This is a genomic window from Flavobacterium jejuense (assembly GCF_006491595.2).
Lineage (GTDB): Bacteria > Bacteroidota > Bacteroidia > Flavobacteriales > Flavobacteriaceae > Flavobacterium > Flavobacterium jejuense.
Genome location: NZ_VEVQ02000007.1, coordinates 1 through 16,391 on the forward strand (window position 1 = coordinate 1; position 16,391 = coordinate 16,391).

General features: G+C 30.4%; 16 protein-coding genes and 1 pseudogene. 9 read left to right on the forward strand and 8 right to left on the reverse strand.

All coding sequences use genetic code 11. The annotated features are described in order from the left end of the window. The 3 genes and pseudogenes from FIA58_RS11460 to FIA58_RS11470 form a co-directional block, all read left to right on the forward strand. The coding region (locus FIA58_RS11460) for a T9SS type B sorting domain-containing protein (RefSeq protein WP_140962629.1) at nucleotides 1-111 on the forward strand (111 nt) is incomplete at its 5' end. A 6-nt stretch (nucleotides 112-117) separates the two neighbouring features. Further along, nucleotides 118-1,122 (forward strand): PorP/SprF family type IX secretion system membrane protein, encoded by a 1,005-nt coding sequence (locus tag FIA58_RS11465; RefSeq protein WP_140962630.1) that lies wholly within the window; start codon nucleotides 118-120, stop codon nucleotides 1,120-1,122. 64 nt (nucleotides 1,123-1,186) lie between these two features. After that, nucleotides 1,187-1,700, forward strand: a pseudogene (locus FIA58_RS11470) (gamma carbonic anhydrase family protein). Between the two features lie 132 nt (nucleotides 1,701-1,832). Here FIA58_RS11470 and murI read toward each other — a convergent pair. The 8 genes from murI to FIA58_RS11510 form a co-directional block, all read right to left on the reverse strand. Next, the gene (murI, locus tag FIA58_RS11475) at nucleotides 1,833-2,612 is read right to left on the reverse strand and encodes a glutamate racemase (protein ID WP_140962632.1); all 780 of its coding nucleotides are present in this window, start codon (nucleotides 2,610-2,612) and stop codon (nucleotides 1,833-1,835) included. Between the two features lie 77 nt (nucleotides 2,613-2,689). Next, complete coding sequence (locus tag FIA58_RS11480) at nucleotides 2,690-3,193, reverse strand: OmpH family outer membrane protein (RefSeq protein WP_140962633.1); 504 nt, start codon at nucleotides 3,191-3,193, stop codon at nucleotides 2,690-2,692. Between the two features lie 27 nt (nucleotides 3,194-3,220). After that, complete coding sequence (locus FIA58_RS11485) at nucleotides 3,221-4,012, reverse strand: OmpH family outer membrane protein (protein WP_140962634.1); 792 nt, start codon at nucleotides 4,010-4,012, stop codon at nucleotides 3,221-3,223. Nucleotides 4,013-4,131: 119 nt separating this feature from the next. Next, entirely contained in the window at nucleotides 4,132-6,798 is a 2,667-nt protein-coding gene (gene bamA / locus FIA58_RS11490) for an outer membrane protein assembly factor BamA (RefSeq protein ID WP_140962635.1), read from the reverse strand. Between the two features lie 7 nt (nucleotides 6,799-6,805). Then, the gene (locus tag FIA58_RS11495) at nucleotides 6,806-7,546 is read right to left on the reverse strand and encodes an isoprenyl transferase (RefSeq protein ID WP_140962636.1); all 741 of its coding nucleotides are present in this window, start codon (nucleotides 7,544-7,546) and stop codon (nucleotides 6,806-6,808) included. 2 nt (nucleotides 7,547-7,548) lie between these two features. Beyond that, a complete protein-coding gene (gene porG / locus FIA58_RS11500) occupies nucleotides 7,549-8,232 on the reverse strand; it encodes a type IX secretion system protein PorG (protein WP_140962637.1) in 684 nt (227 codons plus the stop codon). A gap of 123 nt (nucleotides 8,233-8,355) precedes the next feature. Further along, nucleotides 8,356-9,234 carry an NAD kinase gene (locus FIA58_RS11505; RefSeq protein ID WP_140962638.1) on the reverse strand — a complete coding sequence of 293 codons (879 nt, stop codon included), beginning with the start codon at nucleotides 9,232-9,234 and terminating at the stop codon, nucleotides 8,356-8,358. A gap of 38 nt (nucleotides 9,235-9,272) precedes the next feature. Next, complete coding sequence (locus FIA58_RS11510) at nucleotides 9,273-9,932, reverse strand: CBS domain-containing protein (RefSeq protein ID WP_140962639.1); 660 nt, start codon at nucleotides 9,930-9,932, stop codon at nucleotides 9,273-9,275. A gap of 95 nt (nucleotides 9,933-10,027) precedes the next feature. Between FIA58_RS11510 and FIA58_RS11515 the strand changes: the two genes are divergently transcribed. The 6 genes from FIA58_RS11515 to tig all read left to right on the forward strand — a co-directional run bounded on the left by FIA58_RS11515 (nucleotide 10,028) and on the right by tig (nucleotide 16,356). After that, a complete protein-coding gene (locus FIA58_RS11515; protein ID WP_140962640.1) occupies nucleotides 10,028-10,741 on the forward strand; it encodes a pyridoxine 5'-phosphate synthase in 714 nt (237 codons plus the stop codon). After that, on the forward strand, nucleotides 10,741-11,502 hold the full coding sequence (locus FIA58_RS11520; RefSeq protein ID WP_140962641.1) for an alpha/beta fold hydrolase: 762 nt from the start codon (nucleotides 10,741-10,743) through the stop codon (nucleotides 11,500-11,502). The genes FIA58_RS11515 and FIA58_RS11520 overlap by 1 nt, the downstream gene beginning before the upstream one ends. Before the next feature lie 120 nt (nucleotides 11,503-11,622). Beyond that, nucleotides 11,623-12,861, forward strand: coding sequence for an OmpP1/FadL family transporter (locus tag FIA58_RS11525; RefSeq protein ID WP_208022799.1), 1,239 nt, complete (start codon nucleotides 11,623-11,625; stop codon nucleotides 12,859-12,861). A gap of 17 nt (nucleotides 12,862-12,878) precedes the next feature. Next, on the forward strand, nucleotides 12,879-14,471 hold the full coding sequence (locus FIA58_RS11530) for a G-D-S-L family lipolytic protein (protein WP_140962643.1): 1,593 nt from the start codon (nucleotides 12,879-12,881) through the stop codon (nucleotides 14,469-14,471). Between the two features lie 73 nt (nucleotides 14,472-14,544). Continuing rightward, nucleotides 14,545-14,889, forward strand: a complete 345-nt coding sequence (locus FIA58_RS11535) for a phage holin family protein (RefSeq protein WP_140962644.1) — start codon at nucleotides 14,545-14,547, stop codon at nucleotides 14,887-14,889. A 141-nt stretch (nucleotides 14,890-15,030) separates the two neighbouring features. Further along, nucleotides 15,031-16,356: a trigger factor gene (gene tig / locus FIA58_RS11540; protein ID WP_140962645.1), complete on the forward strand. Its 1,326-nt coding sequence runs from the start codon at nucleotides 15,031-15,033 to the stop codon at nucleotides 16,354-16,356. The last annotated feature ends 35 nt before the right edge of the window (nucleotides 16,357-16,391 follow it).

Sequence of the window (16,391 nt, forward strand, 5' to 3'; positions counted from 1 at the left end):
GGAACCTTTAATTCAAAGCAACTACCATCCACAGATTACTGGTTTACTGTAGAATATCAAGAAAACCAACAAAGTAAAGTATTTAAAGCACATTTTTCATTAAAACGATAATTTTCGATGGATTTTAAAAAAAGTTATTTAATTATTGTGTTGTTTTTAGCACAGCTATCTTATTCCCAAGAAGGAATTGCAGTTTATTCAGATTATTTGTCTGATAATTATTATTTAATTCACCCTTCAATGGCTGGAGCAGCAAATTGTGGAAAAATTCGTTTGACAGGTCGTCAACAATGGTTTGGCCAACAAGATGCTCCTTCACTTCAAACTTTAAGTTTCAATACATCAGTTGATCAAGATGGAAAATCAGGGATAGGAGCAATTATTTTTAATGATAAAAATGGATACCACTCTCAAAGAGGAGCAAAACTAACATATGCACATCATTTAAGATTTTCAAGAGGAACTACAGATTTAAATCAATTGTCTTTTGGTTTAAGTGCTGCATTTATTCAAAGTCAATTAGATGAAACTAGTTTTACAAATCAAGCCTTCGACCCATTTATCTTTGGAGGTGTATATCAAAAAGACGCCTATTTTAATGTAGATATAGGAGCTTCATATCATTTTCTAGATTTTTTTACACATGTTACCGTAAAAAACTTTTTGGCAAACAGGAGAGAAATATATACAGAAGGAATTGAATCAGATAATTTAAGAAAATTCTTATGGAGCGCAGGTGCGGTTTTTGGAGATGAAGATAGATTACTTTGGGAACCTTCTTTTTTGTTTCAATATACACAGGAAACTACAGAGAAAGCAATTGATTTGAACTTGAAAGTGTACAAGGGAATGGATTTCGGTAGAATTTGGGGTGGTCTTTCTTATAGAAGAAGTTTTGATGGAGCAGAATATTTAGATGGAGCAGCAGTAGGAGAACAAAAATTACAGTACATAACTCCAATTTTAGGAGTTAATTACAAACAGTATATGTTTGCTTATACTTATTCTCATATTTTAGGAGATATTAAATTTGATTCAGGGGGATTTCATCAAATAACTTTAGGTATAGATATATTCTGTAAAGCTAAAGAATGGAGTTGTAACTGTCCAGCAGTAAACTAATAAAACAAAGTAAAATACAATTTGTCCCGAATTTTTTTCGGGACATTTTTATATACATAAGTTAATGATAATTAAAGAAATAAGAGGGAAATATCCTCAAATATCAGAAGATTGCTATTTGGCAGATAACGCAACAATTGTAGGTGATGTAAAAATAGGAACTAATTGTAGTGTTTGGTTCAATGCAGTTATAAGAGGAGATGTTAATAGTATTGAAATAGGGAATAAGGTTAATATTCAAGATGGAGCAGTTGTACACTGTACTTATCTTAAACATCCTACTATAATAGGAAATAATGTTTCTATTGGTCACAATGCCATTGTTCATGGATGTGAAATTAGAGATAATGTACTTATAGGAATGGGAGCAATAGTAATGGATAATTGTGTGGTAAATAGCAATTCTATTGTAGCAGCAGGTTCTGTAGTAACTCAAAATACAATTATAGAATCAGGAGCAATATATGCAGGTGTTCCTGCAAAAAAAGTAAAAGATATTAATCAAAGTGATTTTGCAGGAGAAATTGAGCGTATTTCAAATAATTACGTAATGTACTCTAAGTTGGTTCAAAGAATAGTAAAAACCAATCTAAGAGCATTTTTTAAGCCTTATTCCTGCTGTCCGTTATAGTTTCTAAAATAAAATTTTAGAAAGCTACCACTGCCATCAGGGTTAGAAAAGGATTTTACATCATTACTAGTAGCTAAAGTTAAAAATCTTTCTCTATGACAGTTTTTTCATGATTTAAAATTGTTTTTAAAACATGAGGGTTTGTATTAGTGTAGAATTTTTGCCAACTTACACTTCTAGACGTTTTTAGTAAGTTGTATTTTTCTAATATTTTTTTAGTTTGCTTGGCAACAGCTTCACCTGAATCAATAATTTTAATATGATTAGGAATTATATTTTTTATTTGAGGAATTAGATAAGGATAATGACTACATCCTAAAACTAAATAATCAATATTTTGGTCTACCATAGGTCTTAAATAACTTTCTAGAAGTTCACTCATTTCTGCTGAATTTATGTCTCCATTTTCTATGAGCTGAACTAAGCCATGACCAATTTGTTCGATAATTTTTATATTAGAATAAAGTGAAATCTTTTCATGAAATAAGTCACTGTTTAAAGTTCCTTTTGTGGCAAGAATACCTATGGTTTGCGTTTTAGATAAATTAGCGGCTGGCTTAATTGCAGGCTCGATTCCTATAATTGGGATTTCATATTTAGCTCTTAATTCTTTAATAGCATTTGTAGTTGCGGTATTACAAGCAACAACAATTATTTTAGCATTTTTATTTAAAAGAAATTCAGTGTTTTTAATAGATAGCTCAATGATTTCATCTCGTGATTTTAGGCCATAAGGTGCATTCTTGCTATCTGCTAAATAAATAGTATTTTCATTAGGTAATAGCATATGTATTTCTTTCCATATTGAAGTGCCTCCAATACCAGAATCAAAAAGTCCTAAAGGGAATTCGTTACTCATAGAAACAAAAGTAAAAAAAAAACTGTTCAAATTAATTAAAATTTGAACAGTTAAATTTTTGTTTGATTTAGATTTTATTAGAAACCTAATTCTTTTTTTACATCAGTAAGAATGTTAGTTCCATTAGCAACTAATAATCCACTTCCTTCAGTAGCATCTAATACATAATCAAAACCTTTAGCAGTAGCTACTTTTTTAATTGCAGTTTGTGCTTTTTCCATAATTGGTTTTAATAAGTCAAGTTCTTTTTGTTGTAATTGTTTAGAAGCACTTTGTTGAAATTCTTGGATTCTTTGACCCATTCCTTGCATTTCTTTAGAACGTGTTTCGTTTACAGCTTCTCCAGCAGTAGGAGCTTCTTGTTCATACTTTTGTAATTTAGATTGGTACTCTTGAACCATTCCTTTATACTCTTTGTCATAAGTACCTTGGATAGTTTGCAACTGAGCTTGAGCTGCTTTCATTTCTGGCATGTTCGTCATCAATTCTTTAACATCAATATGAGCAATTTTTGATTGCGCAGATACTTGAGCCGAAATAAAAAGTACTAATGCAATAGCTAAAGTTTTTAATTGTTTCATTTTTCTATTTTAAATTTATTTAGGTTATTATTTTTCTCCTTCACTAGTTTCTTTTTCAATTACTGTGCCATTTTTTTCAGCTTCTAATTTTTTTCTTTTTTCAAGAGCTGCTTTTTTGCGGTCTTCAATAATTTTTTCTCTTGCTGCTTTTCTTTCTTCCATTAGTTTTTCCCTAGCAGCTTTTTTTTCATCTAATATTTTTTGTCTTTCAGCTAAAACAGGATTTTTATCTTGTAAATCTTCTTTAGCCTCTTTAGCTTCTTGGGCTTTTTGTTCTTTTTTAGATAATTGTTCTCTTTTTTCAGAACGCATTATTGCTCTAACTACTTGGTCGCTTATATCATGTCTCTTGTCAGCAAATAGTATAGTTAAATCAGAAGATTTATCTAAAATAAAATCATATCTTTTTTGCTCTGCAATGTCTTGAATAGCCGTAAACACCTGATCTTGTATTGGCTTTACAAGAATAGACTTTTGAATAATTAAATCTCCTCTTGATCCAAATCTTTTTTCTTGATAGTCGAAAAGTTCTTTTTCTTGAAAAGAAATTTCTTCTTCTCTCTCTTCAATTAACTCTTTGGTTAGAAGTACTCGCTCAGTTGCTAGAGTTTCTTTTAATTTTTTTATTTCATTTTTTTTAAGTTCAATATCCTGTTTCCATTTAGAAGCTTTTTGTTCTAATTGTATTTTTGCCTCTGCATAATCAGGAGCTTTTTCAAGAATATATTCCATATCAATATATCCAATCCTTACACTAGCAGATTGAGAAAAGCTAATTGAAAAAATGAATAATGACGTTATAAAAAATATTTTTTTCATTTGTTGTTTATTTTTAGTTTTTAATTTTCAGATGTAACTTAAAAAACTGCCCGAAAGATAAGAAATGTTTTTAAAAGTTTTGTTTTCACCTTTTAATTTTAAACTAAACGTAAAAAATACTAAAATTGTTGTCCTATAATGAAATGAGTTTGCCATCCACTTTTGGTTGTTTGTCCTGGTATAGGGTCAAATCCATGTGCAAAATCGATTCCTAGTAATCCAAACGCAGGCATAAATACTCTTAATCCAAAACCTGCAGAACGTTGCATGTTAAAAGGATTGTAATCTTTAAATTCGTTATATGCTGCACCTGCTTCTAAAAAGGTTAAACCATAAATAGTTGCAGCTTGCTTTAATGTAATTGGGTATCTTAATTCTAATGAAAATTTATTATAGATTGTTGCTCCAATTTGTGCACCTTTAGAGTCTAAAGGAGACAATGAGTTATTAGGATAACCTCTTAATTGAATTACTTCTCTACCGTCTAATGAAAAGTTAGCTAAACCGTCTCCACCTAAATAGAAGCGTTCAAAAGGAACTAATCCTCTGTCTTGATCATAAGCGCCCATAAAACCAAATTCTCCTAAAGAACGTAATACTAGCTTGTCATAAATTCTAGTGTACCAATCGGCTTTGAATTTAACTTTATAGTATTCTAACCAATTAAATCTTTTTTGATCATATTTACCTTGGTCCAAATCGGCATTACTAGCATCTACTTTTTCATATAGTCCAGTTGTAGATGATAGTGCTACATAATCTCCATCTTGTACTATCTCTCCATTTGAATTTACACCTGTATTTAAATTGCTTCCAGTTGTATATTTTAATTTATATTCATCAGATTTTTTTAAACCAGCATAATCTACTCCATTAAATAATGAATAAGGAGGTGTAAATTTACCAGTAACACTAAATTCAGAACCGTAAGTAGGGTAAATAGGATTTAAGCCTTTACTATTTCTACTTAATCCTATAGTGTAGGTGATATTCCTTGAAGCACCGTTACCAAAAGTAAATAATCCAGTGTTGTAATTATTTAAATCATAGTATTGGAATGATAAACTTTGCGATAAAACAAAGAAATCATCTGGTACGTTTAGTTGTTTTGCTATACCAACTGATAAAGAGGTAATGTTGAAACTTTGGTTTTTTGTAACATCTCTTGTGCTATAATTGTATAGAAATTGTTTACTATGTGATAATGATGTTGAAAAACTTACAGGTTTTCTTCCTCCAAACCAAGGTTCAGAAAATGACAAACTATAGGTTTGAAAATAAGAACTTCCTTGTAGACGAAGAGACATTTTTTGTCCATCACCCATTGGTAAAGGTTTGTAGGCGTCTTTGTTAAATATGTTTCTTGCAGAAAAATTATTAAAAGAAAGTCCTAATGTACCAATGAATCCACCACCACCATAACCACCTTGTAATTCTATTTGACTAGCTCCTTTTTCTACAACATTGTATTCAATATCTACAGTACCTGCTTGGGCATCAACATTTTTAAAGTCTGGTCTGATTGCTTCAGGGTCAAAGAATCCTAATTGACCTATTTCTCTAACAGATCTAACTAAGTCTTCCTTACTGTATTTTTGTCCAGGTTTTGTTCTCAAAATTCTGTAAACTACATGGTCGTTTGTTTTGTCATTTCCAACCATTGTTATTTTATTGAAATACGCAATTGGTCCTTCAGTAATTCTTATTTCAAAATCAATAGTGTCATTGGCTGTTTTAACTTCAACAGGGTTTATGCTTGAAAATAAATAACCACTATTTTGATATAAGTTGGTTAAATCTTCAGCGTCAGGTTTTGTGTTGTCAGCAATTCTTTTTTGTAAAAGTACGCCATTATAAACGTCTCCTTTTTTTATTCCAAGCAATCTTGCTAATTGCTGGTCAGTGTAAACTGTATTTCCTAGGTATCTTATGTTACCAAAGTAGTATTTTCTACCTTCTTCAAGTTTTACTTTGATATCAATAAGGTTTTTTTCTTTATCATACTTAACAGAATCGGAAATGATTCTTGCGTCTCTAAAACCTTTTTCTTTGTATTTGTCAATTACAGTAACTAAGTCTTCTTTGTATTTGTCTTTTATGTATTTAGAAGCTTTAAATATTCTAATAGGGTTCTTTTTCTTTGTGTTTTTAAAGGTTTTTCTAAGTTTGGCATCAGAAATTTCAGAATTGCCTTCAAAATCAATACTTCTTACTTTAACTTTTTCTCCCTTATCGATATTAACTAGCATTTTAACCTCAGTTTCAGTAGAATCGGGTGTGGTAGATATAAAAACTTTGGTATTGTAAAAACCATCTTTTTTGTACTTATTCTCTATGTAGTTTTTAGTAGTTGTAATTAAATTTTCATTAACAACTTTTCCTTTTTTAAGATCGATTTCTTTAATTAAGTCTTCGGCTTTTCCTTTTTTAATACCCTGAAGTTTTACATCGGCAAGTTTTGGAGATTCTATTAAATTTAATTCTAAAAAAATACTGTCACCTTTTATGTTGTTTACATAAAAATTTACATCACTAAAAAGGCCTAATTTCCAAAGTTTTTTAATGGCTGCACTAATGTCTTCTCCAGGAACTACTATTTTCTGACCTTTTTCTAGTCCGGAAAAAGTAACTACTGTTTGTTCGCTGTATTTGCTTTTGCCAGTTACTTCTACACCTCCTAATATGTACTCTTTTCCGTTTTCTAATTTTGTTTCCTGTGCAACTAATTTAGTACTATTACCTATAATCACTATGGTAAAAAGTAATTGTAAACCTTTTTTTAACATTTTTTTCTTATGAAATTTGTTCACTTGTTTTTCCAAACCTTCTTTCTCTACTTTGATAACTTATTATGGCTTTGTGTAAATCTTCTTCACTAAAGTCTGGCCATAAAACATCTATAAAATAAAACTCAGCATACGCAATTTGCCAAAGTAAGAAATTACTTATTCTATGTTCACCGCTAGTACGAATAACTAAATCAACATCTGGCAAATTGTGCGTGTAAAGATGCTCATTAATAATTGATTCGTCAATAGTGTCAGTAGAAATTATATTATTTTTAACTTTATCAGAAATTTTTTTAACAGCTTGAATAAGCTCTTCTCTTGCGCCATAACTTAGTGCTAAAGTCAATGTCATTCTAGTGTTTTGTGAAGTTTTTTGTATCACTTCATTTAATTCTTTTTGTACTTTTAAAGGGAGATTTGTTAAATTACCAATGGCATTTAAACGAATATTATTCTCTAATAAAGTCTTCATTTCTTTTTTTAAAGAAGAAATTAGTAGCTTCATTAATGTCTCAACCTCTAGTTTTGGTCTATTCCAATTCTCGGTTGAAAAAGCATAAAGTGTTAGGTTTTTTATTCCTAATTTGGCACAGCTTTCAACAGTTTTTTTTACGGATTTAGTTCCGCCTTCATGACCTAAAGTTCTCAATAGACCTTTTTGTTTTGCCCATCTACCATTTCCGTCCATTATAATGGCTAAATGATCAGGTAATTTCGTAGTGTCTATTTTTTCTTTTGTACTCATAATTAATTAGCGCAAAAACATGGGTTTTGTCCAAAAGTATAGGTTAGTGTTATTCCAGTAAAAACATACCAATCATTGCTGTTAAGGTTGCCAAAACGGTAAACATCAAAATTATTATTTTTGGGGTTACTTCCGTCTAAATTGTCAGTAAATGTATATCTAGCACCTATTTCGGCTCCAAGAACAAAATTTCTATGTAGTCTAGTTTTTATTCCAACAGTCATTGGAATACCAAATTGACTATGTCTATAGTCTAATTCTTCTGTTTTATTAGGGATAAAATTTTCGTTGTAGATAAAGTAACTGATACCTGTGAAAACGTAAGGTGTAAATGCTCTTTCAGAATCATGTAGGTTAAATTCAAAAAAATTAAATTCCAGACCTAAAGTAAAATCATGAATGTAGTTTTTAAAGCTTTTGTCTCTTAAATATCTACTTGGCACATCGCTCTTACTGTCAGCGGATTCTATTTTTGCATAGGTATATGATAAACGATAAGAATGTCTTGTACTTCGATTCCATTTGTATATAAAACCAAAAGCTAGGTTGTTAGGTGCGATATAGTCAGTAGGTCCTACATCTCCAATGTAGTTAGAACCTCCTAAAAAAACTCCTAATTCATTAATTTGAGCAGTGATAGCAGTAGTACTCAGCGTTAAGAATATGTAAATAAATAACTTTCTCATTTTTAAAAATAGTTTGCAAATATAACAATATAGATTTCTTTACCGCATTTAAATGGAATTTTTATTCCTATTAAATCAGTTTAATATAAACGCAAAAAAAAAGTAAAAGTTATATTTGGGGTATTAATTTCTTCTATCTTCTCCCCAAAGCAATTTTTTTCGGATTGTTTTCAAAAATCCTTCTTCATCAAATGCTACCATGTTTATTTCGAATGGGGTTTTTTTTATTTTCAGCAAGGTTTCATTTGTGACAGATGTTATTCTGGAGTCTAAAGAAACTAAATATTGTTCCTCTCTCCCTGAGACTTTTAATTCAATTTCGGTGTTATCTGGTATCACTAGGGGTCTTGCGTTTAAATTGTGTGGAGCTATAGGTGTAATAACTAAACTGTTTACGTTGGGGATGAGTACAGGTCCTCCGCAACTCAATGAGTATCCAGTTGATCCAGTTGGTGTTGATATAATCAAGCCGTCAGCCCAATATGATGTTAGATACTCGCCATTTAGATAAGTCTCAATTGTTATCATGGAAGTTGTATCTTTTCTAGAGACAGTAACTTCGTTAAGGGCAAAATTTAAATCTACTAAATCAGGATTTTTTGGGGTACAAGATAAACTTAATAAGCTTCTTTTAGATATTGTATAATCTTTTGATAAAATTTTAGAAAGTAAAGGTTCTATATTTTTAATTTGAACAGTAGCTAAGAAACCTAGTCTTCCTGCATTTATACCAACTATTGGTATGTTTTTATCACGCACATAAGTAACAGCTCTTAAAATAGTTCCGTCTCCACCAATACTGATTAATACATCTACATCGTTATCTAGTTCTTCGTGAGAAGAATAAGTGTTGCAATTTCTTTTTAATACGGTTTTAATGCTTTTGTGGAATTTTTTTTCAACAATAACAATAACGTTATTATTGAATAATATTTTAAAAACCTTCTCTACAATCTCTTCAGTGTCTGATTGATAATATTGACCAAATATCGCAATTTTCATGAGTAGATAATTATTTGTGTTTTAAATTCATGACGAGGTTAAATATTTAAATATTTATCTAAATAATCAGAACGGTCTTTTAGGTTTTTTAAATAGGAATCTTCTTGATGCTCAGAAATTATTTCAAACTCATATCTTCTGAAGGTTTGTATGATTTCATTTAATGAACTTTGACTTATTTTAAGAGTTATTTCAATAAAATTGGCTTCAGATTTAGAGATAAAAAGACCTAGTAATTTAGCATTGTTGCTTTCAACTATTTGAACTACTTGACTCATTGAGAAACTAGAGATTTCTTTTCTTACAATAAGTATTCCTCCTTCTTCTCTTAAAAAAGGTGTTTCATGGAAAAATTTAATTACATCGTCTAATTCGTAATAGCCAATATATTTGTTTTTAGAATTTAATACAGGAACTATATTTGACTCGTTTTTGGCAAACTCTTCTAAGACATCTAACCAAATCATTTCTGATCGAACATAAAAACGATTAAATTCATAACGGCATTCGCCTATTGCTTTATGACTTGGATTTATTTCTGCATCTTCTTTCGAGATGCATCCGATATATGTATTTTCTTCTGTAACAGGGAAATGAGTATAGTTGTATTCTGCAAATAGATCCTGAGCTTCCGCAATAGTTTCTTTGCTTTTTAAAGGTTTTATGTCTATATTTAAAAAATCAATTAATGTATTCATTTTAGATTTTATAATTATTTTACTGCAAATTAATCAAAAATTGATTATTAAAGCTACTTATACTTTGTATTTTTGTAAAGTTAATAAAAATATATATGACAAAGTTATCAGTAAATATCAATAAAATTGCAACTTTAAGAAATTCAAGAGGAGGAAATGTTCCAGATTTATTAAAGGTAGCTAAAGATTTACAAAATTTCGGAGCTCAGGGAATTACTATTCATCCTAGACCAGATGAAAGGCATATTAGGTATCAAGATGCTTTAGATTTAATTCCAATTGTTCATACAGAATATAATATTGAAGGAAACCCGGTAAAGAAGTTTATGGATTTAGTACTAGAAATTAAACCTACTCAAGTGACCTTGGTTCCAGACGCTGATGACGCATTGACTTCTAATGCTGGTTGGAATACTATTAAAAATAAAGATTTTTTGATTGATATAATTTCAGAATGTAAAAGAAATGATATTAGAACTTCAATCTTTGTAGACCCAGTGATTAGTATGGTTGAAGGAGCTAAAGAGACTGGTACTGATAGAATTGAATTATATACTGAGGAATTTGCTAGTCAATATGCTTTAGGTAATGAAAAAGGAATTAAGTCTTATGTTGAAGCTGCAATAAAAGCAAATGAATTAAATTTAGGGATTAATGCTGGACATGATTTAAGTTTGGATAATATTAAATTTTTCAAAGAAAATATTCCTAATTTATTAGAAGTTTCTATTGGTCATGCCTTGATATCTGAATCAATATATTTAGGTATAGAAAATGTTGTAAATATGTATCTTCAAAAATTAAAATAATGATTTTTTCAAAAATAGAAGGGAAAGGAAAACCTTTTTTAATTATTCATGGTTTTTTAGGAATGTCAGATAATTGGAAAACATTAGGTTCTCAATTTTCTGAAAATGGTTTTGAAATGCATCTTTTAGATATGAGAAATCATGGTAGAAGTTTTCAATCTGAGGAATTTAATTATGATGTGATGGTTGAAGATGTTCTTAAATATTGTAAATTTAATAAATTAGATGAAATTGTTTTATTAGGGCATTCAATGGGAGGCAAAGTAGCTATGCAATTTGCTTGTATGTATCCTGAATACGTTTCTAAGCTTGTAATAGCAGATATAGGACCAAAATATTATGCTCCACATCATCAAACTATTTTAGAAGGATTAAGTGCAATTGATTTTAATTTAAAACCGAGTAGAGGTGAAGTAGATGCTATTTTGACTAAATATATATCTGATTTTGGAACAAGACAATTTTTGTTGAAAAATTTATATTGGGTAGAGCCTGGGCAACTCGATTTTAGATTTAATTTAAAAGTCTTAATTGATACTATTTTAGAAATAGGCAGAGAATTGCCTGATGGAATGACTTTTGATAAAAAAGTACTTTTTTTAAGAGGATCAAACTCAAATTATATTTTAGATGAAGATTTTGATACTATAAAAAAGGTATTTCCTAACAATCAAATTGTTACCATATTTGAAGCAGGGCATTGGTTGCATGCAGAACAACCTAAGGAATTTTATAGCAACGTGATGAATTTTTTAAATTAAAAATGAAATTTATTATGAATGCATAATATTTTAAGGTAAAAAATTGTAAATTCCATATTTTATTATAATTTTGGTATATAGATATTAATAAATTCAAGAAAACTAACACATTTTAACATTATGAGAAAATTACTTTCTTTAACATTAATGGCTTTAGCGAGCTCTACTGCTTTTGCAGGCGGATATAGAGTAAGTATTCAAGGTCAGAAACAATTGGCTATGGGGCACACGGGGGTTGCTGTAGTAAATAGTGCAGAAACTGCTTTTTTTAATCCAGCAGGTATGGCTTATTTGGAAAACAAATTTAATTTATCTGTAGGAGGTAGTGCTTTGTTTTCAAAGACAAGATTTCAGGAAAACACATATAACACTACTGCTTCTTCGGATAATTTTGGAACACCTTTCAATGCGTATGCAACTTACAAACTTAATGATTGGTTAACAGCAGGTCTAGCAGTTTATACACCATTTGGTAGTGAAGTTGAGTGGGATCAAAATTGGCAAGGAGCTTATCTTGTAAATAATATTGACTTAAAGGCAATTTTTATACAACCAACTGTTTCTGTTAGAGTTGGGGAACATTTTAGTGTAGGTGGTGGACCTATTTATGCTACTGGTTCAGTTACTTTTAATAGAAATCTATATGCTGCAAATTCAACTTTTCAAGTGGATGGAAATCCAACAGATTTAACTATTGAAGCTAAAGGAATTTCAGCTTGGGGATATAATATTGGTATGATGTTTAATCCTACTGATAAAATTCGTCTAGGATTAAATTATCGTTCAGAAATTATAATGGAAGCACGTGATGGAGACGCTAATTTTAATGATGTGCCGGATTTTGCACAAACAACATTAACTAATACAACTTTTGATGCTGATTTACCTCTTCCAGCTGAAATAACAGCAGGTATATCTGTACAAGTTACTGATAAATGGTTGTTTGCTTTTGACTTCAATCATGCTATGTGGAGTGCTTATAAAAGCTTAGATGTTAAATTCAATAATGGGTTACCAACTTCTGTAAATCCAAGAAACTATAAAGATGCATCAACTTATAGATTTGGTACTCAATATAAAGCTAATGATAAGTTTACTTTTAGAGCGGGTTATTACTTTGACGAAAGTCCAGTACAAGATGGTTATTTTGCACCAGAAACACCTCGTAATGATTCAAATGCATTTACAGGAGGTTTAACTTACCAAATTAATAATAAATTTGGAGTGGATTTCTCTTTCTTGTATATCCACTTTGATGAGATTGATAATTCTTATGACCACAATCCTAATGGTAATTTTGCAGGGACATACAAGTCTGTAGTGTTTTCACCAGGTGTAGGTATTACTTATGGTTTTTAATTAAAAAAATATAGAAAATGAAAAATAAATTTATATATCTGGCTATTTTAGCTGCTGGTTTCGCTTCATGTGAACCAGAATTCGAAAATCCTGTAACAACTGATGATTACTCTGCGGGAGAAGCTGATTTTTCTTCATACGTGGCAGTGGGTAATTCATTAACTGCAGGTTATATGGATGGAACTGTTTATAAGTCAGGGCAAGCTAATTCTTTTCCTAATTTGTTGGCACAACAATTTGCTTTAGTTGGTGGTGGAGCTTTTACGCAACCTTCTTATGAGGATGATGTGAATAACTTAGGAGGGATCTCTGGAATTCCTGGTTTTGGTACTAGGTTGGTTATTGATGCAGCTCAAGGTAGACCAGAACCATTAGTTGGAACTCCAACAATTACTTTGGCACCTCAAGCAACTGCTTACAATAATATGGGGGTTCCTGGAGCAAAATCATTTCATTTAGTTGCGCCTGGTTACGGTAACGCAGCAGGTTTAGCTTTAGGGCAAGCAAATCCTTATTTTGTTAGACATGCTACTTCATCTACAGCGACAGTTATTGGTGATGCAATGATGAAAAACCCAACATTCTTTACGAACTGGATAGGTAATAATGATGTTTTATCTTATGCAACAAGTGGAGGAACAAGACCAGATAACCCTGGAACTCCAGAAGATGAAAGTTTACTTCCAGCAACAGATCAAACGGGTAACCCTAATGCGGCTTCTTATGGATCAAATGATATTACAGATCCAACTTTATTTGCAGGTGTTTATACTCAGTTAATCGCTGCTCTAACTTCAAACGGAGCTAAAGGAGTGGTTGCTACAATACCAAATGTAACTTCTATTCCTTATTTTACAACCGTTCCTTATGCTCCTCTTTCTCCAGCAGCTTTAGGTGGTTCAGCTAATATTGATGCTTTAAATGCACAATTATATGGTCCTCTTAATGGTATTTTTACTGCTTATGGTGAGCCAAATAGAGTTAAATTATTATCTGCAGCTTCAGCAAATCCTATTTTAATTTATGATGTAGATGCAATTGATAGATCTGCAGAAATAACAGGTGCTTTAACTCCAAGTTTAGGAGCACCAACTGCAACAGCTTTTGGAGCTGTTTTTGGGAAAGCACGTCAAGCTACAGCAGAAGACTTGGTTGTTTTGCCTGCTTCATCTGTTATTGGTACTCCAAATGCTTCATCGCCATCACCATTGATTAATCTTAACGGGGTTTCTTATCCAATGCCAAGTAAATGGGTTTTAACTGCAAATGAGCAAGCAAAGGTTGAAGCTGCTACAACTGCTTATAATAATGCGATTGTTTCTATAGCAGCTACTAATGATTTAGCAGTTGCAGATATGAATGTGATATTAAATCAATTAGTTAGTGGTTTAAGAGCTGATAATGGAACATTATACACAGCTAATTACTTTAGTGGTGGAACTACAGAATTTAAGGTTTTGTTTTCTTTAGATGGTGTTCATCCAAATGCAAGAGGGTATTCTGTTATTGCTAACGAAATTATTAAAGTGATTAATGAGTTTTATAATGCAAAATTACCTTTGTTGAATCCAAATAACTATCCTGGAATTCATATTGTTCCTACAAATTAGGAGAATAATAAAAAAATATTTATTTAAAAAGACACCTGTTTTTAGGTGTCTTTTTTTTATCTTTAAAATAAAAATGAATTTAGTAATCAAACTTTTAATCACAACAGTATTGGTAGTGGTTATTGCAAAATTTTTACCAGGGATAGAAGTTGCAAGTTATAAAAGCGCTTTTATAGTAGCAATAGTGCTAGCCTTGTTAAATACTTTTTTAAAACCTATATTGGTTTTTTTAACAATTCCTGCAACCATAATTACTTTAGGTCTGTTTTTGTTAGTAATTAATGCAGTTATTGTTTTAATTGGAGACTATTTAGTCAGTGGTTTTTCTATTTCTAGTTTTTGGACGGCTTTGTTTTTTAGTATTATACTGTCAATTAGTCAGTCAATATTAAATGGAATATTTGTTGATAAGAAATAAGAGTGAATAATTGAAATACTTAAACTAGAATGGTGGAAATTAAATTTACATATTTGAAATTCAATCAATTAAAAAGTTGCTTGAGTTGTAAAAAATATTTAATTTTGCAACCCAATTTTCATGTCAATAAAAAATAATATAATGAATATTACAAGAGAGCAAGTTGATGCTTTAAATGCAATTGTAAAAGTTGCAGTTACTAAAGAAGATTATGCAGATAAAGTGCAAAAAGTATTAGCAGATTATAGAAAAAATGCTAACATACCTGGTTTTAGAAAAGGAGCTGTACCAATGAGTTTGATTCAAAAACAATATGGTAAGTCTGTTTTACTAGATGAAGTAAATAAAATACTACAATCTTCTTTGAATGATTATTTGGTTGAAGAAAAATTAGATATTTTAGGAAATCCACTTCCAAAAGTTACTGAAGACTTTGACTGGGATAAAGATGATTTTACTTTCGAATTTGAATTAGGTTTGGCTCCAGAGTTTTCTGTTGATTTAACAGCAAAATCAAATGTGTCAAAATTTGACATTGTTGCTGATGATAAAATGTTAGAAGAGCAAGTAGAGCGCATTCAAAAACAATATGGTAAAATGATTTCTCAAGATAAAGTAGAAGAAGATCATACTTTAAGAGGAACCTTCACTAACGAAGAGAAAGGAATTAATAATACTACAAATATTACTCTAGATATCTTCAATGATAAAAAAGTAATTAAAAAGTTTATTGGTAAAAAAGTAGGTGATGTGGTTGAAATTGCTACAAAAGGTCTTTTTGACGATGACCATAAATTAATGGATTACTTAAAAGTATCTCATGATGATGTTCATGGTCTAGATGTAAATGTAGCTTTTACAATTGAAGAAATTAATGCTGTTGAAAAAGCAGAATTAAATCAAGAATTATTTGATAAATTGTTTGGTGAAGGAACTGTAACTTCAATTGACGAGTTAAAAGCAAAAATTAAAGAAGATGCTGAAGTTCAATTTGGTCAACAAGCAGATCAAAAATTCTTAAATGATGTAATTGAATCTTTAATTGAAAACACGAAGTTTGAATTACCAACAGAATTTTTGAAAAAATGGATTCAAACAGTTGGAGAATCTCCACTTTCTGAGGAACAAGCAGAAGAAGAATATGCAAAATCTGAAAAAGGGTTACGATATCAATTGATTGAAAATAAGATTATTGCAGCTAATAATTTACAAATTCAATTTGAAGATTTAAAAGCGCATACTGCTGAATTAATCAAAAAGCAAATGGCTCAATTTGGACAATTGAATCCAACGGATGAAGAAGTGGAAGGAATAGTAGCAAGAGTACTTTCTAATCAAGAAGAAGTTAAACGCTTGTCTGAACAAGTAATGAGCGAAAAAATGTTGAGCTTATTCAAAGAAAAAATAAATGCAAAATCGAAAAAAGTAAACTATCAAGAGTTTATTAAAGAGATGTATGGAGAATAAAATCTCATAAAAAATAATTATCTTTGAACGTCAAG

Coding starts and splice junctions, on each gene's coding strand:
- FIA58_RS11465 (WP_140962630.1), top strand. CDS start 118: ATGGATTTTAAAAAAAGTTATTTAATTATTGTGTTGTTTTTAGCACAG.
- murI (WP_140962632.1), bottom strand. CDS start 2,612: ATGAGTAACGAATTCCCTTTAGGACTTTTTGATTCTGGTATTGGAGGC.
- FIA58_RS11480 (WP_140962633.1), bottom strand. CDS start 3,193: ATGAAACAATTAAAAACTTTAGCTATTGCATTAGTACTTTTTATTTCG.
- FIA58_RS11485 (WP_140962634.1), bottom strand. CDS start 4,012: ATGAAAAAAATATTTTTTATAACGTCATTATTCATTTTTTCAATTAGC.
- bamA (WP_140962635.1), bottom strand. CDS start 6,798: ATGTTAAAAAAAGGTTTACAATTACTTTTTACCATAGTGATTATAGGT.
- FIA58_RS11495 (WP_140962636.1), bottom strand. CDS start 7,546: ATGAGTACAAAAGAAAAAATAGACACTACGAAATTACCTGATCATTTA.
- porG (WP_140962637.1), bottom strand. CDS start 8,232: ATGAGAAAGTTATTTATTTACATATTCTTAACGCTGAGTACTACTGCT.
- FIA58_RS11505 (WP_140962638.1), bottom strand. CDS start 9,234: ATGAAAATTGCGATATTTGGTCAATATTATCAATCAGACACTGAAGAG.
- FIA58_RS11510 (WP_140962639.1), bottom strand. CDS start 9,932: ATGAATACATTAATTGATTTTTTAAATATAGACATAAAACCTTTAAAA.
- FIA58_RS11515 (WP_140962640.1), top strand. CDS start 10,028: ATGACAAAGTTATCAGTAAATATCAATAAAATTGCAACTTTAAGAAAT.
- FIA58_RS11520 (WP_140962641.1), top strand. CDS start 10,741: ATGATTTTTTCAAAAATAGAAGGGAAAGGAAAACCTTTTTTAATTATT.
- FIA58_RS11525 (WP_208022799.1), top strand. CDS start 11,623: ATGAGAAAATTACTTTCTTTAACATTAATGGCTTTAGCGAGCTCTACT.
- FIA58_RS11530 (WP_140962643.1), top strand. CDS start 12,879: ATGAAAAATAAATTTATATATCTGGCTATTTTAGCTGCTGGTTTCGCT.
- FIA58_RS11535 (WP_140962644.1), top strand. CDS start 14,545: ATGAATTTAGTAATCAAACTTTTAATCACAACAGTATTGGTAGTGGTT.
- tig (WP_140962645.1), top strand. CDS start 15,031: ATGAATATTACAAGAGAGCAAGTTGATGCTTTAAATGCAATTGTAAAA.